Origin of the sequence: Marinitenerispora sediminis (assembly GCF_003336425.1) — a bacterium.
GTDB lineage: Bacteria > Actinomycetota > Actinomycetes > Streptosporangiales > Streptosporangiaceae > Marinitenerispora > Marinitenerispora sediminis.
This window is the reverse complement of record NZ_QEIO01000096.1, coordinates 1-21,141: the sequence shown is the minus strand read 5'-3', so window position 1 is coordinate 21,141 and position 21,141 is coordinate 1. Positions and strand designations below refer to the sequence as shown.

Genomic DNA, 21,141 nt, shown 5'->3' with positions numbered 1-21,141 from the left:
GCCCCCCACCCGCCCCGCGAACCATCGAGAAAGCACGATGCCTGAGACACACCTCACCCCGGCCCTCTCCCGCGGCGTCGTCGATGTGGCCTCCCACCGCCGCACCGACGACGTGTGGCTGGCATCCGCCTGGGCCGACCCGAACACGCGGGTGCTCGTCCTGGAGGGCGGCGACCCGGGGGAGTACGGCTGGCAGGGGCTCATGGCCCGCCAGTCCCGCGCGCTGGTCACCGACGGCCCCGACGGCCCGCGGCTGGTACTCGTCAGCCCGCATGAGGCCCCCGACGGCGACCGCTACCTGCTCGGCGAGGACGAGGCGGGCCACGCCTACTTCGCCGTGCGCGCCAAACCGGGGGCCGAGCTCGCGGAGGGCGACGGTGCCAGGGCGGCCTCGCTGCGCGATGTCGGAGCACTCCTGGACGCCCGTGACTCCGGACTGCTCACCCACGCCGTGGCGCTGGCCAACTGGCACGTCACGCACCTGTTCTGCCCGCGCTGCGGGTCGACCACGCGCAGCGCCGCCGCCGGGCACGTCCGGGTGTGCGACCGCGAGGGGAACGAGAACTTCCCCCGCATGGACCCGGCCGTGATCATGCTCGTGCACCGCGAGGCCGACGGGGTCGCGCAGTGCCTGCTCGCCCACAACCCGCGGTGGCCGGAGAACCGCTACTCGGTGCTGGCCGGGTTCGTGGAACCGGGGGAGTCGCTGGAGCAGGCCGTGATCCGGGAGGTGGCCGAGGAGGTCGGGGTCGCGGTCGCGGAGCCCGAGTACCTGGGCTCCCAGCCCTGGCCGTTCCCGCGCAGCCTGATGCTGGGCTACCAGGCGCGTGCGGTGGGCGAGGCGCGGCGCACCGACCACGACGAGATCGAGGACGTCCGCTGGTTCACCCGCGAGGAGCTCTACGCCGCCGCGGAGAGCGGCGAGGTGCTGCTGCCGGGACCGGTCTCGATCGCCCGCAAGCTCATCGAGCACTGGCACGGCGCGGAGCTGCCGGGCGGGTGGTGATCCGTCGGCCGGGCGGCCGGGGGCGGCGCTTGCCCAGCGCGGCTTGCTGGGGTGCAGCCTCCCGTGGCGTGAACGGGCGGACAGCCTCCCGTGGCGTGAACGGGGGCTTCACCCCGCCCGCAGCGGTGAACGACGGCGGGGCCGCCCCCTGACGGCCCCGTCCGCGGCTACGCCCTGCGGCGCGCCGGTGCCGCCTGCGCCGCCGCGCCCTCGCGCGCGAGCTCGCGCGGCAGCGGTGTCAGCGGGTTGTGCGCGCTCGTGGTGACCTCGCTGGCGAGGTCGGCGACTCTTCGGCCGCGCGAGCGGGCCTCGTGGCGCAGCCGTTCGAACGCCTTGCGCGGCGTGAGCCGGTACCGCTCCGAGAGCACCCCGATGGCCTGCTCCACGACCACCCGGGTGCGCAGGGCGTGCTCCAGCTGCGTCACCGTCACGCGCAGGCGCTCGACCTCGCTCGCGTGCTCGTCAGCGCGTGGGGGAGCGGACGCCCCGGGCTCACCCGTGTCCTCCTCGGTGGCCAGCAGGTCCGCCAGCACCATGGCGTTGAGCAGGTCGGGCAGCTCCTCGCCGGACTGCACGCGCCACCCGCCGGGCGTCCGCCGGATGAGGCGGACCGCGGACTGGTCGTCACCGAGAACCGTACTGTCAGGCGTCACGTCTTCCCCCATTTCACTTCCCCGTAGCCGAAGCGGGGCCGCCCTCCGGCCGCCGCCGGGTGGCGGCCGCGACTACGACTGCGCCCCGAGTTTCTCCTTGACCTGTGACAGCGAAGGGTTGGTCAGCGCGGTGCCGTCCGCGAACACGACCGTGGGCACGGTCTGGTTCCCCCCGTTCACCCGCATGACGTACTCCGCCGCCGCCGGGTCCTGCTCGATGTCGATCTCGTTGACCGCGATGCCCTCGCGCCCCAGCTGGCTCTTCAACCGCCGGCAGAAACCGCACCACGGTGTGGTGTACATGGTGATCTGCGCGGTCGTGGGGGTGGTCATGGGGCGTCTCCTTCTCCCGTGTGGACATTCACCGCCTAGAGCAACGCCGAAAACCGTGCCGAGCTTCCCAAACGCGGTCGAGGTCGGCAGCTCAGACGCGGGTCGGCCCGAGTCGGTTCCCGGGAACCGCCATCCGCCGCGCCGGACACGCCGCTTTCCGGCGGCGGAACGGCCGGCCGTCCACAGGGTCGGAACCAGGTCGGCGGTCCCGCCCTGCCGTTGGCCGATACTTGAGAGACTGGGGCGGCGGACCCGGCCGCCACGACCGCGGCCACCGTGAGCGGGCGGCCCGGCCCCGGCCGGGCGGCGGCCGGCGGCGCGGCGGGACCGCACGCACAACGCGGCGCCACCCCGGGGAGGGCGGGGCGCCCGCACCACTGGCGGATTGGAGACGCAGCCACATGGATCCTGACCGCGTGCTGGAGGGACTCGACCCCGAGCAGCTGGAGGCGGCGCGCGCGGTGCGCGGACCGGTGTGCATCCTGGCCGGCGCGGGCACCGGCAAGACCCGCGCCATCACGCACCGCATCGCCTACGCGGTCGCGAGCGGCGTCGTCGCCGAGCAGCAGGTCCTCGCGGTGACCTTCACCACTCGGGCCGCCGGCGAGATGCGCGGCCGGCTGCGCGCCCTCGGTGCGCCGCGGGTGCAGGCGCGCACCTTCCACGCCGCGGCGCTGCGCCAGCTCTCCTACTTCTGGCCCGAGGCCGTCGGCGGCCCCGCGCCCACGCTCGTCGACCGCAAGATCCAGCTCGTCGCGCACGCCGCGCACGGGTGCGCGCTGCAGCTCGACCGCACCGGCCTGCGCGACGTCGCGAGCGAGATCGAGTGGGCCAAGGTCACCCAGGTCCGCCCCGCCGACTACGAGACCGCCGTCGCCAAGGCCGGCCGTACCGCGCCCATGGCCGCACGCGACGTGGCCCGGGTGTACGACGCCTACGAGGAGCTGCGCCGCGAGCGCAACCTGCTCGACTTCGAGTCGATGCTGGAGCTCACCGCCGCCATCCTCACCGACTCCCCGAAGATCGCCGAGCGGGTCCGCGACCAGTACCGGTACTTCGTCGTCGACGAGTTCCAGGACGTCAACCCGCTGCAGAAGCTGCTCCTCGACGCCTGGCTGGGCGGCCGCGACGACGTCTGCGTCGTCGGCGACCCCAACCAGACCATCTACTCCTTCGCCGGCGCCACCCCCGGCTACCTCACCGGCTTCTCCGCCGCCTACCCCGACGCCACCGTCGTGCGGCTGGTCCGCGACTACCGCTCCACCCCGCAGGTCGTGCGGGTGGCCAACGCCTCGCTGAGCCACGCCCGCGGGCCGGCGGCCCAGCACCGGCTGGAACTCGTCGCGCAGCGCCCCGACGGCCCCGACCCCACCTACACCGAGTACGACGACGAGCCGGCCGAGGCCACTTCCGTGGCCCGCAAGATCGCCGCGCTCATCGAGTCGGGCACCGCCGCCCGCGAGATCGCCGTGCTGTTCCGGACCAACTCCCAGTCGGCGACCTACGAGCAGGCGCTGTCCGACGCCGGCGTGCCCTTCACGGTGCGCGGCGCCACCCGGTTCTTCGACCGCCCCGAGATCCGGCAGGCGGTGCACACACTGCGCGGCGCCCGCAACGGCGCCGACGGCGACCCCCTGGTCGCCACGGTCCGGCACATCCTGGTGCCGCTCGGGCTCACCGAGACCCCGCCCGAGGGACGCCAGGCCCGCGAGCGCTGGGAGTCGCTGGCGGCCCTCGCCCAGCTCGCCGAGGACGTCGCGGCGGCCCGCCCCGGCGCCACCATGGCCGACTTCGCCACCGAGCTCGACGCCCGCGTGGCCACCGAGCACGCCCCCGAGCTGGAGGGCGTCACCCTGGCCTCGCTGCATTCCGCCAAGGGCCTGGAGTGGGACGCGGTCTTCCTGGTCGGGCTCACGGAGGGCATGCTGCCGATCGTCTACGCGGAGTCCGACGAGCAGATCGAGGAGGAGCGCCGGCTGTTCTACGTCGGCGTCACCCGCGCCCGCGAGCACCTCGCCATGTCCTGGGCGCTCGCGCGGGCGCCCGGCGGGCGGCGGGGCCGCAAGCCGTCCCGCTTCCTGGACGGGCTGCGCCCGGCGTCGCCGTCCCTGGCCGGCCAGCGGGCCGAACGCCGCCGGCAGGCCCGCACGGTGCAGTGCCGGATCTGCTCGGCCACGCTCACCGACGCCGCCGAACGCAAGATCGGCCGCTGCGCCGACTGCCCGGCCGACTACGACGAGGAGCTGCTGGAGCGCCTCAAGGCGTGGCGGCGCGAGACCGCCTCGGAGCAGCAGGTGCCCGCCTACGTCGTGTTCACCGACGCCACGCTGCAGGCCGTCGCCGAGCACGTGCCCACCAGCGCCGCCCAGCTGTCCCGCATCTCGGGGGTCGGCGCCGTGAAGCTGGAACGCTACGGCGACGCCGTGCTGGCCCTGTGCGCGGGGCAGGAGCCCGCGTCGGAGGGCGGCGCCGCGGACGGCCCGGGAGAGGAGGCGCGGTGACACCCGAACCGCACACCGGACAGACGCTCGACGGACTGCTCGGCATCCTCGACCTCGAACCCATCGAGGTCAACATCTTCCGCGGCCGCAGCCCCGACGGCGGGCCGCAGCGCATCTTCGGCGGGCAGGTGGCCGGCCAGGCGCTGGTGGCGGCCGGGCGCACGGTCCCCTCGGACCGGTTCGTGCACTCGCTGCACGCCTACTTCATCCGGCCCGGCGACCCCGCGGTGCCGATCGTCTACGAGGTCGACCGGGTCCGCGACGGCCGCTCCTTCACGACCCGCCGGGTCACCGCCATCCAGCACGGCAAGGCCATCTTCACCCTCTCGGCGTCCTTCCACCACGTGGAGCCGGGCCTGGAGCACCAGGCGGCCATGCCCGACGTTCCGCTGCCCGACGAGCTGCCCACCATGCGGGAGCGGCTCTACGACGCCGTCGGCCGGGTGCCGCGGTTCGCGAGCTGGCATCCCATCGACATCCGCCCGGTGGGACCGCTGTCGATCGAGGCCGAGCACGACCCCAGCCTGCGCACCACCCGCAACCTCATCTGGCTGCGGGTCGGCGAGACCCTGCCCGACGACCCGCTGCTGCACGTCTGCCTGATGACGTACGCGTCCGACCTCTCGCTGCTCGACACCGTGCTGCTCGCGCACGGACGGTCGTTCTCGGGCATCGCCATGGCCAGCCTGGACCACGCCATGTGGTTCCACCGCCCGTTCCGGGCCGACGACTGGCTGCTGTACGCGCAGGAGACCCCCACCGCGTCGGGGGCGCGCGGGCTGGCCCGCGGGCTCGTCTACACGCGCGGCGGCGACCTCGTGTGCTCGGTCGTGCAGGAGGGGCTGATCCGGCTCGTCGCGGACCGGGGGGAGCAGGGCTGAGCCGGTTCCGGCTCCCCGCCCCAGCCGGTACCTGCCGAAACCGCAGGTCAAAAATAGGTTGCCGGGTTTCCCGGAACCCGTTTAGGCTTTACGCCATCACGTTCGGGCCGGTCGCGTGACAACATCACGCGGCTTCACATGTGAGGAGGTGCCCCGTCAAATGCTGATCCTGAACTCTGAGGTCTTCGAGTCGTTCCTGGCTGTTCGGGGTGCCGATCACGGCACCGTCGTGTCCATCGGCAGCGGCGTCGCGTCTCCCGTGCGCGGCGGTGCCGGCATCGGTGCGGAGCGCGGGTCGCAGCGCGTCGGCGGAGGCATGGTCTCCGGCGCGGCCGCAGGCGGCAGTTCGCCCATCGACGGTCCGCTCGTCAAGCGCCAATACCGGCGTCTCTGGACCGAATCCGTCCTGGCAGGAACCCCGCGCCCCTCGGGCGCAGTGGGGATGTGTCCACGGAGCTCACCGGCCTAGCCCACAAGGCCGGCTCGTCCTCCCGTGGCCGCGGATCCCCACATCGGGGCCGCGGCCATTCTGCTGTCATCGGAGCCTTCGCCACCCGCCACGGGTGCGGACTCTCCGGTCATCGGCGCAGGTCAAGGCCCCATCGCCGGGGAAATCCCGGCTGACATCGTCGCCCACCGCGTTGAACGCAAACGACAGGGAGGACACCGATGCTCGCGTCGGTCCTGGAAACTCCGTGGCTCGGAAGGGTTGAGGTCCCCTGCCGGCAGGAGCCGGACCTCTTCTTCGCCGAGGCCCCGGCTGACGTCGAGGCCGCCAAGGCGCTCTGCACGGACTGCCCGGTGCGTGAGCAGTGCCTGACCGACGCCCTGGAACGGCGCGAGCCGTGGGGCGTCTGGGGCGGCCAGCTGCTCGTCGCCGGTCAGGTCGTCGCCCGCAAGCGCCCGCGCGGTCGTCCCCGCAAGGACGCCCAGCCGGTCGCGGCCTAGTCCGGACAGCCGCCCGGCCGGGCGGAACCGCCACACCTCTCGCTCGCTCCATCAACTCAGAAACAGGGAAGACCAATGCTGCTCTACGAGCTCGTCCAGCTCCAGAAGACCGCCGACGAGAAGCGCGACAGCCAGCGGCAGCGGCTCGACGCACGGTCGCTGCGCGCCCAGCTGCGTGAGCGCCGCCGGGCGGAACAGGCAGTCATCGAAATGAGGTTCGCGCGCCTGTGTTGACGGAGGGGCGCGGCCGGACACCCGGCCGCGCCCCTCCCCGTCTCCGGACCTGGATCCGGCCGGGCGCGCCCGGCCGGATCCGGTCACCCCCGCGGGAGGTCCGCCGCGCCGTCCAGGAAACCCGGAACCCAGCGGGCGATCTCGCCGCGCACCGGCACCTCCGCCTCCAGCTGGCACAGCACGCCGGCCGCCGCGAGCACCACGCGGTGGATCAGCAGGTAGGACGGCGGCAGGTTGAGTTCCCGCAGCACGCCGTCCGGCTGCCGCCGGGTGACCCGCCGCGCCTCGCCGCGCAGCCAGTCCCGGGTGAAGGCGAATCGCTCGCTCCGCGCCGGCTCGGCGCACGGCATCAGGAACTCCAGTACCGCCTCGGGGTCCACCCGGGAGTCCGCCGGCAGGAACCCCTCGTCGACGAGCCCCCGCACCACGGTCGCGGCGTCGCCGCGCAGGCCGATACTGACCAGCCGCCCGAACGCCGGCGGGAAACCGTCGGGGAGCCGGTTCACCGCGCCGAAGTCGAGCACCGCCAGCCGCCCGTCGGGCAGCAGCCGGAAGTTGCCGGGGTGCGGGTCGGCGTGCAGCAGCCCCGCCCGCTCCGGACCGGAGAACAGGAAGCGGGTGTACAGCAGACCGGCGTGGTCGCGCTCGCGACGGTCGCCGTCGGCGATGACGGCCGACAGCGACCGCCCGGTCAGCCACTCCGTGACCAGCACCCGGTCGTGCCCGGCCAGCACCGCCGGCACGGCGATGTCGGGGTCGCCGGCGTAGGCCTGGGCGAACCCGGTCTGGGCGTCGGCCTCCAGCCCGTAGTCCACCTCCTCGATGATGCGGTCCTTCAGCTCGGCGAGCAGCGGCCGGACCTCCAACCCGGGCATGATCACCGTGAACATCCGGCTGATCCGGGCGAGCTGGTGGAAGTCGCTGAGCAGCGCTTTGCGCGCCCCCGGGTACTGGACCTTGACCGCAACCTCGCGCCCGTCGTGCCAGACGGCGCGGTGCACCTGGCCGATGGACGCCGCGGCGGCGGGCTCGTCGGGGAAGGAGCGGAACAGCCGCCGCCAGTCCGGGCCGAGGCTCTCGCGCAGCACCTCGTGGACGGTGCCGGCCGGAATCGCCGGTGCGGCCTCCTGGAGGCGGGTGAGGGTGGCGCGGTAGGGCTCGGCCAGCTCCTCGGGCAGCGCGGCCTCGAAGACCGACAGCGCCTGGCCGAGTTTCATCGCGCCGCCCTTGAGGTCGCCGAGCACCTCGAAGAGGTGCTCGGCGGTCCGGCGGTGGACGTCCTCGCTGACCTCGTCGGCCGGGTGGCCGCCGATCCGCCGACCCAGGCCGATGGTGGTCCGGCCGGCGAACCCGAGCGGGAGGGACGCCAGTTTCGCGGTGCGCGTGAACGCGCGTCGGGGCAGATCGCTCACCGTCTCATTGTCACCGCTCGCCGCGGCGAAGGAAGGGCCACCCGGCCGTTGTCCGCGACCGAATCGTGATCTGGCCGTTCGCGGGCCGGTCGCGGCCGGAAGCGGCCGGCTCCGCGCCCGCGCTTCGCATGCTCGGCGGGGTCGCCGCCCTCGCGGAGCCGGTGCCGCCGGGCGCCCCGGTACGGGCGCCGGCCGCCGGCGCCGCGTCCGGGCCCTGTGGCACCTGTCAAGTCTGAGCTACCTTGAATTTGTGCCTCCCAACACACATGTCGAGGTGCGCCGGAGCTCCCGTCGTCGGCGAACCGTGGCGGCCTATCGAGACGGGGAGAAGACCGTTGTGCTCGTGCCGGCCAGCTTCTCGCCCGCCGAGGAGCAGCGCTGGGTGGACCGGATGCTGGAGCGGCTGGAGGCGCGCGAGGAGAAGCGCCGGCCCAGCGACGACGCGCTGCACGCCCGGGCGGCCGAGCTCGCCGAACGCTACCTCGGCGACATGGTGCGGCCCGCCAGCGTGCGGTGGGTCGACAACCAGAACAACCGGTGGGGATCGTGCACCCCCGCCGACCGCTCGATCCGGCTCTCCCGGAGGCTGGCCGGGATGCCGGGGTGGGTGGTCGACTACGTCCTCATCCACGAACTCGTCCACCTGTCCGTTCCCGGCCACGGGCGCGACTTCTGGCAACTGGTCAAGCGCTACCCCAAGGCCGACCGCGCCCGCGGCTACCTGGAGGGCGTCAGCGCCGCCCCCCGGCTCGCGGCGGCCGGCGCCGCCGATTTCGCCGAGGCCCCCTGACCGGGGCCCCCGACCGAGCCCCCTTCATGGGGGGACAGCCTCCCGTGGCGTGAACGGGCGGAACGTCTCCCGTGGCGGGACCGGGCGGACAGCCTCCCGTGGCGGGAATGGGCGGACAGCCTCCCGTGGCGTGAACGGGCGGCGCGCCTCCCGTGGCGCGGGATCGGAAAGTACAACCTGCGTGCTCCGGGACCCGGATGAGACGCGCTACGGCCAGCGAACGAAGAAGGAGTCCCCGTGCAGCGCATCGCCGCCGTACTCGTCACCTCCGGAACCGGATCGGGGCCGCCGCCCGGCGTGGACGGCCGGCGGTTCGCCGCGGCGGTGGCGGAGGACACCTACGAGGTCGTCGCCGGGCTGGCGCTGTGCGACCCCGCGGTCGTGGTGTGGGCCGACGACGGCCCGCCCACCGCCCTCGCCGAACAGGTGTCCCACCTGACGTGGCCGGGCACGCCGGTGCTCGCCGTCCACGGCCCCGGGCCGGTGCGCCGCGCGCTGGACGCCCTGGCCGGGCCGGACGCCGGGCAGGCGGTGCTCGTGGCCGCCGACGCCCCGGACCTGCCGCCGCTGCTGATCGGCAAGCTGTTCCGCGCGCTGTCCAGCGCCGAAGTGGCGGTGTGCCCGGCGGAGGACGGCGCCCTGGTGGCGCTCGCCGCCCGCCTGCCCGCCCCCGGCTGGCTGGGCACGCTCACGCTGGACGATCCGGCGGCGCTCGCCGCCCTCACCTCGGCGCGCCCCCGCCGCGGCGCCCTGGCGACCGTGCCGGGCTGGCACCGCCTGCGCTCCCCGGCCGACGTGCACCGGCTCGACCCGGGTCTGGAGGGGTGGGAGGCCACCCGAGCCCTGCTGGGCGGCGGCGTCCGGCAGGAGTGAGGCGGGCCGCGCCGCACGGCTCGCGGCTCCCGGTCTCGACGCGTCGCGGCTCTCGGGGCCCGGAGCCGCATTCCCTCCGCCCTCCTCGCCGCGCGCTACGTCCGTCTCGACGGCCATGTCCGGCCCTCCGGCCAACGGCCGCACCACGCCGGCCCGTCCAGGCCGCTCCCGAACCCGCCCGGGTAGCCATCGGACCGAGGGCTGCCGGGACGGCCTCCGAGCGCCGCTGGAGGCGGCTTAGGGGGTGGCCCGTAGCGCCCGGTGTCCGGGGCGCCGCCAGCGCTGGTCCCGGGGGACGGCGGCTCCCCGGACGGGGGGGATCGCCGTCCCGCGGTCCGCGTTCGGGTGGACGTTGCCCGGTGCGCCGCCGCGCCGGCCGGGCACCGGCCGCGCCCGCGCCGCCCACCGCGCCACCGGATCAGTCCAGGACGACCAGCGGGGGCGGATAGTCCGCCGGGCGGTCCGGTGCCCGCCAGGGAGTGTGCACGAGCGGCGGTCGCAGTCCCGCGAGCTCCGGGACGTACCGTCGCACGTACTCCCCGCGCGGATCGAACCGCCGAGCCTGCCGCAGCGGGTTCATGGTCCGGTTGGGACGGGTGTCGTTCCCCGTTCCGGCCACCCACTGCCAGTTGCCGTAGTTGTCGGCGACGTCGCCGTCGGTGAGCAGCGTGTGGAAGTGGTCGGCACCGCGCTGCCAGCGGACACGCAGGGTGCGGGTCAGGAAGGCGGCGGTGATGAGCCGCGCCCGGTTGTGCATGAAGCCCTCGCGGAGCAGCTGCCGCATGCCCGCGTCGACAATGGGCACCCCGGTCCGTCCGGCGCACCACGCCTCGAACGCGTCGTCATCGTCGCGCCACCACGCCGGGTCGCGCGGCCGGTAGTCGCGCCGGGGCATCTCGGGGAACGCGGCCGTCACCTGGTGGTGGAAGTCGCGCCACGCGATCTGGCGGACGAACGGGCCGGACCCCGCGGCCCCGCGTGCCCGCCGCGCCACTTCCAGCGGGGACAGGCAGCCGAACCGCAGGTCCGCGCTCAGCCCGGACGTGCCGGCCGCCGCCAGGTCGTCGCAGCGCTCCGGGTAGGCCGCCAGCCCCGACTCCAGCCACCGCCGCAGCCGCTCCCGCGCAGCGGACTCGCCGCCGCGTACCCGCTCGGAAGCGGCGGCACCACGGCCCAGGTCGGCGATCCGCCGACCGGGCAGCCGGCCCACGGGCATCCGCGGCGGCGCGGGCAGGCGGCCGGGAGCGGGCAGGAGCGCCCGCCAGTCCGCGGCCTCCCACGCCCGCCAGTACGGGGTGAAGACCCGGTAGTGGTCGCCCGAGGCGGGGGTCAGCGCCCCCGGTGGCACCACCGTGGCGCCGGGGTGCTCCCGCACCTCGACGCCGGTCCGCCGGGCCGCCGCGCGCAGCCGGGCGGACCGGGCCGCGGCGAACGCGCTGACGTCCGCGCTGAGGTGGACGGACGCCGCCCGGACCTCCTCCGCCGCCCGCAGCGTCTCGGCGACAGTGTCCCCCTCGCGCAGCACGAGGTCGCAGCCGCGGTCCCGGAGCGCGCGCCGCAGGTCCGCGAGCGCCTCGACGAGGTAGCCGACGCGGTTGCGTGCCGCGCGCCGCAGGATCGCGGGGTCGAGGACGAAGAGCGGCAGGACCGGGCCGCCGCCCGCCGCGGCGGCCCGCAGTGCCGGATGGTCGTGCACGCGCAGGTCCCGGGTGAACAGGACGACTGCGGCGTGCACCAGTCAGCCTCCGCTCGGGACGGTGCCGCGCACCGCCGCCGACGCGGCGGCCGCGAGCGCCCGGCAGGCGTCGTCGGACGGCTCCGGGAGGGCGTCGACCGGGAACCACCCCAGGTCGTCGGACTCCTCGGCGACGCGGGTCAGCGGCGCGCCGGCCGGCGCGATCGCGGCGTACTGGACGTCCAGGTGCCACGACCCGCCGCCGCACGGTACCCGGTGCCGGTCCAGCCGGACCGGGGAGGGCAGCAGCCGCAGGCCGGGGATGCCGGACTCCTCGGTGGCCTCGCGCAGGGCGGTGGCGGCCAGGGTGCCGTCGGCCGGCTCGCAGTGTCCGCCGACCTGGAGCCACAGGCCGATGCGGCGGTGCAGCGTGAGGACCATGCCGCGGCCCTCCGGGTCGACGATGGCGGTGCTCGCCGTCAGGTGGCCCGGCCGGCAGGAGCGCCATACCCCGTCGGCGTGCCGGTCCAGGTGGGCGAGGTAGTCCCGGCGCAGCTCCTCCTGCGCCGGGTCGGGGGCCGTCCACGACCGCAGGACGGCCCGTGCGTCCGCGTGCAGCGCGGTGCCGGCGGGGCTCACCTGGTGTCGTCCGGCCGGTCCGGGCCCTCGGAGCCGCCGTCCTCCTCGGCGTCCGGCTTCCCGGTGTCCTCGGTGAACTGGGAGATGTCGATGTCGGCCGCCTCGGTGCCCGCCTGGCCGCTCACGAACGGGCTGGGGTCGTCGAGGTCGGAGCTGGACGGCATCAGGTCCGGGTGCTGCCACACGGCGTCGCGGCCGTCCACCCCCCGGGCCTCGCCCAGCGCCGTCCACAGCGCGGCGGCCTCGCGCAGCCGGCGCGGCCGGAGCTCCAGGCCCACGAGCGTGGCGAACGTGTGCTCGGCCGGGCCGCCGCTCGCCCGGCGCCGCCGGGCGGCCTCGGCGAGTGCGGCCGCGTGCGGCAGCCGGCCGGCGACCGCGGCGTCCACCACGACCGAGACCCAGCCCTCGACCAGCGCCAGCGTGGTCTCCAGCCGGGCCAGCGACGCCTTCTGCTGGGGGGTGTCCTGCGGCTGGAAGAGCCCCTGCCCCTCAGAGCCGCTGAGCGCCTCCTGGAGCGCCTCCGGGTTGGAGATGTCGATCCGTCCGAGCTTCTCCTCCAGCGCGCTCATGTCGAAGGACATGCCGCGCGCGTACTCCTCGACCAGGCTGAACACGTGCGAGCGCAGCCACGGGACGTGTCCGAACAGCCGGTGGTGCGCCACCTCGCGGGCGGCGAGGTACAGCCGCACCTCGTCCAGGGGGATGCCGAGCCCCTCGCCGAAGGCGGAGACACCCGGCGGCAGCAGCGCGGCGCGGCCGTCACCGGCGAGCGGCACCCCGACGTCGGTGGAGCCCACGACCTCGCGGGACAGCTCGCCAATGGCCTGGCCGGCCTGCTGGCCCACCAGCATCCCGCCCATCTGCCGCACCATGCCCAGCAGCGGACCGGCCATGGACTGCATCTCACCCGGCAGGTTCTGCCCCATGGACTCGACGATGCGCGAGGTCAGCGGCTCGCAGAGCCGCGTCCACGCCTCCATGGTCTTCTCGATCCACTCCGAGCGGCTCCACGCCTCCATGGTGTGCACGCCCGAGGGCAGCGAGGCGCCCTCGTTCACCCACAGGTCGGCGAGCCGCAGCGCCTCCTGCACCTGGGCGTACTCGTGCGCGCTCACGCTCGGATCGCCCTGCTCGGAGACCAGGTGGCGGGCGATGTTGCGGGCCATATCCCAGTTGACGGTCCCGGAGCCGCCGGCGCCCGGGGCGGACTGCGCCGACATCATGTCGGCGAACTGGCGCAGCATCTGCGCCATCTGCTGCGGGTCGCCGAACGGGAAGCCACCCGGCATGTTCGGGAGGTCTCCGCCTGGACCGCCGCTGCCGGACCCCGAGCCGGAGTTGTTCCCCGACCGGCGCCCGGACTCGTCATCAGGGTCGTTCGACATGCTGAAACCAAAAGGCAGGTCACTCACGATTAGACCTCAGGCAGGATAGGAATGTCTCCACTGTCACGTTAGCTGGGAGCCGCCCGGAGTGAACACTCAATCTGGCCAGGTTCGCCCACAGCACAGCACGGCCGCCGGGGGACTGACGGTGGCGGTCACCGGAGCCGCCACCGGGGTCGGACGCTTGCTGGTAGAACGCCTGCTGGCCGCCGGGGGTTCCGATTCCACCGCCGGAAGTACCCGGATCGACCGGGTCGTCGCCCTCGACGAGCAGCGGGGCGACGCCGACGGGGCGGTCTGGCGGATCGCGGACGTCCGCGACCCGCGGCTGGCGAGCCGGCTCACCGGGGTGGACGTCCTGGTGCACACCGACGACGACCGCTCCCTGGAGCGCCCGTCCCGGGAGCGCCGGGCGCGCAACATCCGGGCCGCGCAGACCGTGCTCACCGCGGCCGCGGCCGAGCGGGTGCCCCGGGTCGTCCTCGTCACCGGCACCATGGTCTACGGCGCCGACCCGGCCAACCCCGTCCCGCTGGAGGAGACCGCGCCGCTGCGGACCGAGGCCGGGGACGGGCTGGTCGGCGACTTCCTGGAGATCGAGGAGCTCGCCGAACGCGCGCGGCGCGGGCACCCCGGCCTGTCGGTGACGGTCGTGCGCCCCGCGCCGCTGGTCGGTCCCGGCCTCGACACGCTGCTCAGCCGGCACTTCTCCGCGCCGCGGCTGCTCACCGTCAAGGGGTGTGAGCAGTCCTGGCAGTTCTGCCACGTCGAGGACCTGGCGAGCGCCCTGGACTTCGTGGTCCGCCACAGGATCGACGGCAAGGACGGCTCGCTCGCGGTGGGCTGCGACGGCGCGCTCGGCCAGGCGGAGGCCCGGGAGATCGCGGGCCTGCGCGCCTTCGAGCTGCCGGCGAACCTGGCGTTCGGGGCCACCCGCCGGCTGCACCAGGTCGGCATCACCCCCGCACCCGCCAGCGACCTGCGCTTCCTCGTCTACCCGTGCGTCGTGGACTGCGGCACGCTGCGCGGCGCCGGCTGGCGGCCGGCCTACGGCAACGCCGACGCGCTGCGCGCCCTGCTGGACGCCCGGTCCGGTACGCCCGCGCTCGTCGGACGCACCCTCGGCCGCAAGGAGGCGACGATCACGGCCGCGAGCGCGGCCGGGGCCGCCGTCGCCGCCATCGGCACCGCCGCCGCCGTGCGGCACCTGCGCAAGCGGCGCCGGGGGTAGCCCAGGCCGGGGTGCCTGGGGTCCGGGATGCCGTAGTTGGTACCGTCATGAGGGTGGAACCCATCACGTTGGCGGCACTGCGCGACAGGCCGCTCTCGGTCGACGAGGTCATCGCCGCCGTGCAGGACCCGCGGGCCGGCGGGACCGCGTTCTTCGTCGGCACGGTCCGCGACCACGACCACGGCCGCGGCGTCACCGCGCTGTCCTACTCCGCCCACCCGAGCGCTGAGGGCGAGATGCGCCGCGTGATGGAGAAGGTCGTCGCCGACACCTCGGCGGACGGCCGCCCGGTCTGGCGGGTCGCCGCCCTGCACCGGGTGGGCGACCTCGCGGTCGGCGACGTCGCCGTGGTCGTGGCTGCGGCCGCCGGCCACCGCGAGGAGGCGTTCGCCGCCTGCCGCCGGCTGATCGACGACATCAAGGCCGAGGTGCCCATCTGGAAGCACCAGGTCTTCGACGACGGCGACGCCGAGTGGGTGGGCGCCTGCTGACGGAAGCCCGGTACCGGTCTATCCGCTGCCGTCGTACGGGGTCTGCCAGCACATGCCTTCGGACATGTGCGCCAGGTAGCGCGTGTCGGCGACCATGGCGGTGAACTCGGCGAAGTCATGGGCGGAGAGCGGACGGGGTCCCGCGTTCTCGTGGCGAACCACCTCCGGCGGGACCTCCCGGAGCTTCCGGTTCGCTTCGCCCACCTGGTAGGACGTGATGATCCGCGGGACGCGGTCGCGAAAGGCCGCGAAGTCCGGGACCGAGCGGATGAAGTGCCCTCTCCGGGACGTGGAACCGGCCATCTGGAAGTCGATGCCGTACTTGGCGACCAGCGCGGGTTTCGCCGCGCTGAACGAGCGAACCACGCTGCTGTGCTCGTCGGCCGTGATGGTGACATCCGTCCCCGCCAGCAGCGCGTGCAGTTCGTTGTACTCGGCCGCCAGCTCCATGCCGGTCGCGATCTCGACGCCGCGGTCCGCCGTGACGTGCCAGCGCTCCCACCCGCCGGGGGACACGGTCCCGCTGCGCATCCGGTCCCACGCGTCAACCAGCAACTGGAGCGGAAAGGTCCGGACGCTGGGGAAGACGGGGGCGTCGGTGCCGAGGAGGTGGATCCGGCCGTGCAGGGTTCGATCTGCCACGGCGTCGATGGAGACCGTGTAGAGCTCTGGCATGGGACAGGCGTCCTTTCGGCGGAGGCCAGAGCGGTTGGGCGGCCTGCCGACGGTCCCTGACCCGTTTCCGGCGGAGCTTATCCTCCGGGGGCGACAGGGCTGGACTCGTGGCGGAGAACGCGACTGCCGCGGAGTCGGGCCGCCGGGGCCAGGGGGCGCATGCCGCTGACAGGGATCCACGTTGCGGACGAGGCGCCAGCCGAGGTGACGCGCCCGCCCGCGCGCCCGTCCGCCCCGCCCGGCGAAGGACCGCACGACTCAGCGCTTAGGCTGTCCCTCATGTTCCGTCGTGCGATGACCCTTATCGTCGCGGCCGCCCTGCTGGTCGGCCTCGCGGTCGGGGGGATGTTCCTCCCGGTTCCCTACCTCGTCGCCTCGCCCGGGCTCGCGCTCAACACCCTGGGGGAGCGCGACGGCGACCGCATCATCCAGATCGACGGGCACGAGAGCTACGAGCACGACGGCGGCCTGTCCATGGTCACCGTGCAGTACGTCGGCGGCCCGGGGGCCCGGCTGGACCTGTTCACGGCGCTGAGCGCGTGGCTCTCGCCGACCCAGGCGGTGCTGCCGGAGGAGGCGATCTTCCCGCCGGACCGCAGCGTCGAGGAGATCTCCGAGACGCAGACCCTCCAGATGGACGACTCCCAGCAGGCCGCCGTCGCGGCCGCCCTCGGGGAGCTGGAGATCGACTACGAGCGGAGGGCCGTCGTCGCCGGAGTCTCCGAGGGGCTCCCCGCCGAGGGGCGCCTGGAGGCCGGCGACGTCATCCTCGAGGTGGACGGAGCCGCCGTGGTCGGCAAGGAGGAGGCCGTGCGCGCGATCCGGGACCGCGAGCCCGGCGACCCCGTGGAGCTGACGGTGGAGCGCGACGGGGAGACCGAGCGGATCCCCCTCGACTCCACCGACCTGGAGGGGCAGGCCGCCGTCGGGGCGCTCATCGGCGACGACCTCACCTTCCCGTTCGACGTGCACATCAGCGTCGGGGACGTCGGCGGCCCGAGCGCCGGCCTGATGTTCGCGCTCGGCGTCATGGACCACCTCAGCCCCGACGGGCTCACCGGCGGCCACCAGATCGCCGGCACCGGCACCATCACCGCGGACGGCGTGGTCGGCGGGGTCAGCGGGGTCGAGCAGAAGATGGTGAGCGCCCAGCGGCAGGGCGCCGAGTACTTCTTCGTCGCCGCGGACAGCTGCCCGCAGACCTTCGACTCCGCCGCCACCGGCGAGATCGAGGTGGTCGCGGTCGAGGAGCTGGACGACGCCGTGGCGGCGCTCGACGCGATCCGCACCGGCGAGGGGCTGGACGAGCTCCCGCGCTGCTCGTGAGCCCCGCGCCCGGGCGGACCGCGGCGGCGGCCGGGCCCGCTACTCCTCGTCCAGCGTCAGCGCGAGCGCCGAGGTGAGCGCCGGCACGAGGTCGGGCCCGTTGAGCACCTGGTCGTCGCTGTCGTAGGCGCGCATGCGCAGCGCGGCGTGCCGGCCGCCGTCGCGCAGCACGCCCGCCACCATGCGGACCTCCTCGCGGCCCGGCTGGTCCTGCGCCCACGCGGCGGCGTCGGCCCCGCGCGGCGGGTCGAGGGTCTCGTCGGAGCCGCGCAGCACCAGGCGCTCCATCACCAGGGCGCAGCCCGCCACCGCCTCGGGCCAGGCCATCCGGCCCAGCGCCTCCTCCAGCGGCAGCTCCGCGGGCAGCGGCTCCTGCTCGACCGGCGTCAGGTCGGCGCTGTCGACCGGCTCGGAGACCCCGAGCAGCCGCGCGAGCCCCGGTTCGCGTGCCAATAGCTCAGTGGTGGGGACGAGGGCGTACACGCGGACCGGCTGGTCCCATCCCTGCTCGGCGGCGTGGCGCTCCAGGGTCAGGACGGCGTCGCGGATGTTGAATGACGTGGAATCGGACACCGCTCCATGGTGGCCCATGGCCGACGCCGCCGCACCCCCGGCGGCGAGTATGGTCAAGGGGGCGCCTTGGCCCGCCCAAGCCCGCCGAAGCCGTCCCGGTGCCGGTGTCCGGCTCCCGCGCCCGCGGTGCCGGGGAGAACCGCTTTCGGTGAGGGGAACGGGAACCAAGCGCGTCCCGCCATGAGTTGCCAACGTGAGGGACAAGTCTTCGTTGTCCGTAGGACCCATCATCAGCCATGACGAGGGGGAGGCGTGAGCTTCCGACCGCCCGGCGCACCGACCGCGCGCATGCCCCGTCGATCCCGGCTGCTCGCGCCCGTCGCGGCAGCCGTGGTCGTCATCATCGCGGGCATCATGCTGGCCGCGAACTTCTGGACCGATTACAAGTGGTTCGACTCGGTCGGATACACGTCGGTCTTCCTGACCGAGTTGCGCACCCGCGCACTGCTGTTCGCCGGCGCGGGGCTGGTGATGGCTCTCGTCGTCGGCTCCAGCATCTACTTCGCCTACCGCACGCGGCCGCTCAACCGGCCGCTCAGCCTGGAGCAGGAGGGGCTGGACCGCTACCGGTCGTCGGTGGACCCGCACCGCAAGCTCTTCTTCTGGGGAATTGTCGGCGTGCTGGCGCTGCTCACCGGCGCCTCGGCCAGCGGCGAGTGGCAGACCTACCTGCGGTTCGCCAACTCGACGGAGTTCGGCACCGAGGACCCGCAGTTCCACATCGACGTCTCGTTCTTCACGTTCGTCTACCCCTTCCTCCGGGCGCTGCTGGGCTACCTGTTCACCGCCGTCGTGATCGCGTTCATCGCGGCCGTCATCGTGCACTACCTGTACGGCGGGGTGCGCCTGCAGTCGCACGGCCAGCGCGCGACGCCGGCCGCGCGGGTGCACCTGTCGGTGCTGCTGGGCGTGTTCGTGCTGCTGAAGGCCGCGGCCTACTGGCTGGACCAGTACGGGCTGGTGTTCTCCAACCGCGGATACACCACCGGCGCCTCCTACACCGACGTGAACGCGGTGCTGTACGCCAAGATCATCCTGGCCATCATCGCGGTGGTGTGCGCCGGGTTGTTCTTCGCCAACATCTACTTCAAGAACGCCATGGTGCCGATGGTCAGCCTCGGCCTCCTGGTGCTGTCGGCGGTGCTGGTCGGCGGCCTCTACCCGGCGATCGTGCAGCAGTTCACCGTGCGGCCGAACGAGCAGCGGCTGGAGGAGCCCTACATCCAGCGCAACATCGAGGCCACCCGCGACGCCTACGGGATCGCCGACGCCGAGGTCACCACCTACGACGCCCAGACGGAGCTGACCCCCCAGCAGCTCTCCCAGGAGGCGTCCACCATTCCCAGCGTGCGCCTCGTCGACCCCTCGGTGGTGTCGCAGACCTTCCAGCAGATGCAGCAGGTCCGCGGCTTCTACCAGTTCCCCGAGGTGCTGGACGTGGACCGCTACCAGAACGCCGACGGCGAGAGCGTCGACACCATCATCGCCATGCGCGAGCTGAGCGGGCCGCCCGAGGGGCAGGACAACTGGCTGACCCGCCACCTCGTCTACACCCACGGCTTCGGCATCGTGGCCGCGGCGGGCAACCAGGTCGACGCCGAGGGCCGCCCGGTCTTCACCGAGTACAACATCCCGCCCACCGGCGAGCTGTCGGCGGAGACCGGCGACTACGAGCCGCGCATCTACTTCGGGCGCGAGGGCGCTGACTACGTCATCGTCAACGCCGAGCCCGAGTACGACTACCCGCTCGACGCCGAGGCCGGTGACGTCCCCACCTCCGAGGACGCCGCCACCCCCACCGCGTCTCCGGAGGCCGACAACGCCCAGGCGCCCGCCGACGGCCAGACCGAGCAGGAGGCCGGCCAGGAGGGCGGCGCGGGCGGGCAGTCCCCCGCTCCCGAGGAGGAGGGCGACGGCGCCGCGTCGGCCAACGACTCCGGGCAGGCGACCAACCACTACGACGGCGACGGCGGCGTCCAGCTCAGCAACTTCTTCGACCGCATCCTGTACGCGGTGAAGTACCAGGAGCCGGACATCCTGCTGAACAGCGCCATCAACAGCGAGTCGCAGATCATCTACGAGCGCGACCCGGCCGAGCGCGTCGAGAAGGTCGCGCCGTTCCTGACCGTGGACGGCAAGCCCTACCCGGCCGTGGTCGACGGCCGGATCGTGTGGATCGTCGACGCCTACACCACGTCCGACGGCTACCCGTACGCGACCTCGATCGACCTCGCCAACGCCACGACGGACACCTTCACCGAGGGCACCGACGCCGTCAACGCGCTGCCGGGCAACCGGGTCAACTACATCCGCAACTCGGTCAAGGCCACCGTCGACGCCTACGACGGCACGGTCACGCTGTACGGCTGGGACGAAGAGGACCCGGTGCTCCAGACCTGGTCCCAGGCGTTCCCGGGTGTGGTCACCTCGCGCGAGGACATCAGCGACGAGCTCATGTCCCACCTGCGCTACCCGGACGACCTGTTCAAGGTGCAGCGGGAGATCCTGAAGCGGTACCACATCACCGACGCCAACGCCTTCTACGGCGGTCAGGACTTCTGGAACGTCCCGGTGGACCCGACCAAGGAGGGCGAGAGCCCGGAGCCGCCGTACCGGCAGACGCTGCGCTACCCCGGTGACGACGACGCGTCGTTCTCGCTGACGTCGACGTTCGTGCCGCGCGGACGAGAGAACCTCGCGGCGTTCATGGCGGTGGACAGCGATCCGGCGTCGGAGGAGTACGGGCGGCTGCGGCTGCTGGAGCTGCCGCGCAGCACGGTGATCCTTGGGCCCGGGCAGGTGCAGAACGCCTTCCAGTCCGACGCCGGCGTACGCGAGGTCCTGCTGCCCCTGGAGCAGAGTTCGGCACGGGTGACCTACGGCAACCTGCTCACCCTGCCGTTCGCGGGCGGACTGCTCTACGTCGAACCGCTCTACGTCCAGGCGGGCGGCAGCGACCAGGCGTCCTATCCGCTGCTCCAGCAGGTCATGGTGGGCTTCGGTGAGGAGGTCGCCATCGGACGCAACCTCCAGGAGGCGCTGAACAACCTGTTCGAGGGCGGCGAGACTCCGCTGCCCGAGGAGGGCGGGGCCTCCGACGACGAGGGCCAGCAGGACGCCGCGCCCAGCGGCGACCTCGCCTCGGCGCTGCGGGACGCGGCCGACGCCTACGACGCCGGCCAGGAGGCGCTGCAGGAAGGCGACTTCGCGGCCTACGGCGAGGCGAACGAGCAGCTGAAGGAGGCGCTCGACCGCGCGGAGCAGGCCTCGCGCGAGCCGGGCGGCGACTAGCACCGACCGGCTGGACGCGCCGGCCGGGCGGGGGAGGCGAGGAGCCTCACCCGCCCGGCCGCGTTCGCGGCGCCCGCGGCCGGGCGGCGCATCCGGTCCCGCGGGGCTGGTAGGGTGGACAACGTCGACGCGGGGTGGAGCAGTTCGGTAGCTCGCTGGGCTCATAACCCAGAGGTCGCAGGTTCAAATCCTGTCCCCGCTACCAAGCCGGAGGCCCGGTGCTC

20 protein-coding genes and 1 tRNA gene are annotated in these 21,141 nt (G+C 73.9%); 13 read left to right on the top strand and 8 right to left on the bottom strand.

What is annotated here, in order from left to right; all coding sequences use genetic code 11:
• Window positions 1-37: 37 nt before the first annotated feature.
• Window positions 38-1,006 (top strand): NAD(+) diphosphatase, encoded by a 969-nt coding sequence (gene nudC / locus DEF28_RS18040; RefSeq protein ID WP_114398651.1) that lies wholly within the window; start codon window positions 38-40, stop codon window positions 1,004-1,006.
• A 167-nt stretch (window positions 1,007-1,173) separates the two neighbouring features.
• Here nudC and DEF28_RS18035 read toward each other — a convergent pair whose 3' ends face one another.
• Window positions 1,174-1,671 (bottom strand): ANTAR domain-containing protein, encoded by a 498-nt coding sequence (locus DEF28_RS18035; RefSeq protein ID WP_114398650.1) that lies wholly within the window; start codon window positions 1,669-1,671, stop codon window positions 1,174-1,176.
• A 60-nt stretch (window positions 1,672-1,731) separates the two neighbouring features.
• Window positions 1,732-1,992 (bottom strand): mycoredoxin, encoded by a 261-nt coding sequence (locus DEF28_RS18030; protein ID WP_114398649.1) that lies wholly within the window; start codon window positions 1,990-1,992, stop codon window positions 1,732-1,734.
• Window positions 1,993-2,393: 401 nt separating this feature from the next.
• Here DEF28_RS18030 and DEF28_RS18025 point away from each other — a divergent pair, with 401 nt between their 5' ends.
• The 5 genes from DEF28_RS18025 to DEF28_RS27610 all read left to right on the top strand — a co-directional run bounded on the left by DEF28_RS18025 (window position 2,394) and on the right by DEF28_RS27610 (window position 6,556).
• Window positions 2,394-4,493 carry an ATP-dependent DNA helicase UvrD2 gene (locus DEF28_RS18025; RefSeq protein ID WP_114398648.1) on the top strand — a complete coding sequence of 700 codons (2,100 nt, stop codon included), beginning with the start codon at window positions 2,394-2,396 and terminating at the stop codon, window positions 4,491-4,493.
• Window positions 4,490-5,374: an acyl-CoA thioesterase II gene (gene tesB, locus DEF28_RS18020; protein ID WP_114398647.1), complete on the top strand. Its 885-nt coding sequence runs from the start codon at window positions 4,490-4,492 to the stop codon at window positions 5,372-5,374. Before DEF28_RS18025 ends, tesB begins: the two co-directional genes overlap by 4 nt.
• Before the next feature lie 160 nt (window positions 5,375-5,534).
• On the top strand, window positions 5,535-5,843 hold the full coding sequence (locus DEF28_RS18015) for a hypothetical protein (protein ID WP_114398646.1): 309 nt from the start codon (window positions 5,535-5,537) through the stop codon (window positions 5,841-5,843).
• Window positions 5,844-6,043: 200 nt separating this feature from the next.
• Window positions 6,044-6,322 (top strand): WhiB family transcriptional regulator, encoded by a 279-nt coding sequence (locus tag DEF28_RS18010; RefSeq protein WP_114398645.1) that lies wholly within the window; start codon window positions 6,044-6,046, stop codon window positions 6,320-6,322.
• Between the two features lie 75 nt (window positions 6,323-6,397).
• Window positions 6,398-6,556 carry a hypothetical protein gene (locus DEF28_RS27610; RefSeq protein ID WP_158562870.1) on the top strand — a complete coding sequence of 53 codons (159 nt, stop codon included), beginning with the start codon at window positions 6,398-6,400 and terminating at the stop codon, window positions 6,554-6,556.
• 83 nt (window positions 6,557-6,639) lie between these two features.
• Here DEF28_RS27610 and DEF28_RS18005 read toward each other — a convergent pair whose 3' ends face one another.
• The gene (locus DEF28_RS18005) at window positions 6,640-7,968 is read right to left on the bottom strand and encodes an ABC1 kinase family protein (protein WP_114398644.1); all 1,329 of its coding nucleotides are present in this window, start codon (window positions 7,966-7,968) and stop codon (window positions 6,640-6,642) included.
• A 250-nt stretch (window positions 7,969-8,218) separates the two neighbouring features.
• On the opposite strand from DEF28_RS18005, the gene DEF28_RS28505 reads away from it, so the two are divergent.
• Window positions 8,219-8,758, top strand: a complete 540-nt coding sequence (locus DEF28_RS28505) for a M48 metallopeptidase family protein (RefSeq protein WP_220270009.1) — start codon at window positions 8,219-8,221, stop codon at window positions 8,756-8,758.
• A 237-nt stretch (window positions 8,759-8,995) separates the two neighbouring features.
• The gene (locus DEF28_RS17995; protein WP_199493365.1) at window positions 8,996-9,631 is read left to right on the top strand and encodes a DUF2064 domain-containing protein; all 636 of its coding nucleotides are present in this window, start codon (window positions 8,996-8,998) and stop codon (window positions 9,629-9,631) included.
• A 418-nt stretch (window positions 9,632-10,049) separates the two neighbouring features.
• On the opposite strand, the gene DEF28_RS17990 is transcribed toward DEF28_RS17995, so the two are convergent.
• Genes DEF28_RS17990 through DEF28_RS17980 form a run of 3 tightly spaced genes read right to left on the bottom strand, consistent with a single transcriptional unit; the run spans window position 10,050 to window position 13,357 of the window.
• Complete coding sequence (locus DEF28_RS17990; protein WP_114398642.1) at window positions 10,050-11,369, bottom strand: cryptochrome/photolyase family protein; 1,320 nt, start codon at window positions 11,367-11,369, stop codon at window positions 10,050-10,052.
• A complete protein-coding gene (locus DEF28_RS17985; protein WP_114398641.1) occupies window positions 11,370-11,945 on the bottom strand; it encodes an NUDIX hydrolase in 576 nt (191 codons plus the stop codon).
• Window positions 11,942-13,357, bottom strand: a complete 1,416-nt coding sequence (locus DEF28_RS17980) for a zinc-dependent metalloprotease (RefSeq protein WP_114398640.1) — start codon at window positions 13,355-13,357, stop codon at window positions 11,942-11,944. Before DEF28_RS17980 ends, DEF28_RS17985 begins: the two co-directional genes overlap by 4 nt.
• 115 nt (window positions 13,358-13,472) lie before the next feature.
• Between DEF28_RS17980 and DEF28_RS17975 the strand changes: the two genes are divergently transcribed.
• Together DEF28_RS17975 and DEF28_RS17970 are read left to right on the top strand one after the other, a co-directional pair.
• A complete protein-coding gene (locus DEF28_RS17975; RefSeq protein WP_114398654.1) occupies window positions 13,473-14,561 on the top strand; it encodes an NAD-dependent epimerase/dehydratase family protein in 1,089 nt (362 codons plus the stop codon).
• A 53-nt stretch (window positions 14,562-14,614) separates the two neighbouring features.
• Complete coding sequence (locus DEF28_RS17970; RefSeq protein WP_181874346.1) at window positions 14,615-15,052, top strand: molybdenum cofactor biosynthesis protein MoaE; 438 nt, start codon at window positions 14,615-14,617, stop codon at window positions 15,050-15,052.
• An 18-nt stretch (window positions 15,053-15,070) separates the two neighbouring features.
• On the opposite strand, the gene DEF28_RS17965 is transcribed toward DEF28_RS17970, so the two are convergent.
• Window positions 15,071-15,727, bottom strand: a complete 657-nt coding sequence (locus DEF28_RS17965) for a hypothetical protein (protein ID WP_114398638.1) — start codon at window positions 15,725-15,727, stop codon at window positions 15,071-15,073.
• A gap of 279 nt (window positions 15,728-16,006) precedes the next feature.
• Here DEF28_RS17965 and DEF28_RS17960 point away from each other — a divergent pair, with 279 nt between their 5' ends.
• Entirely contained in the window at window positions 16,007-17,053 is a 1,047-nt protein-coding gene (locus DEF28_RS17960) for a YlbL family protein (RefSeq protein ID WP_114398637.1), read from the top strand.
• A 39-nt stretch (window positions 17,054-17,092) separates the two neighbouring features.
• On the opposite strand, the gene DEF28_RS17955 is transcribed toward DEF28_RS17960, so the two are convergent.
• Window positions 17,093-17,644 carry a PPA1309 family protein gene (locus DEF28_RS17955; protein WP_233515381.1) on the bottom strand — a complete coding sequence of 184 codons (552 nt, stop codon included), beginning with the start codon at window positions 17,642-17,644 and terminating at the stop codon, window positions 17,093-17,095.
• 270 nt (window positions 17,645-17,914) lie between these two features.
• On the opposite strand from DEF28_RS17955, the gene DEF28_RS17950 reads away from it, so the two are divergent.
• Window positions 17,915-20,917 carry a UPF0182 family membrane protein gene (locus tag DEF28_RS17950; protein ID WP_114398652.1) on the top strand — a complete coding sequence of 1,001 codons (3,003 nt, stop codon included), beginning with the start codon at window positions 17,915-17,917 and terminating at the stop codon, window positions 20,915-20,917.
• A 128-nt stretch (window positions 20,918-21,045) separates the two neighbouring features.
• A tRNA-Met gene (locus DEF28_RS17945) sits at window positions 21,046-21,122 on the top strand.
• Window positions 21,123-21,141: the final 19 nt, after the last annotated feature.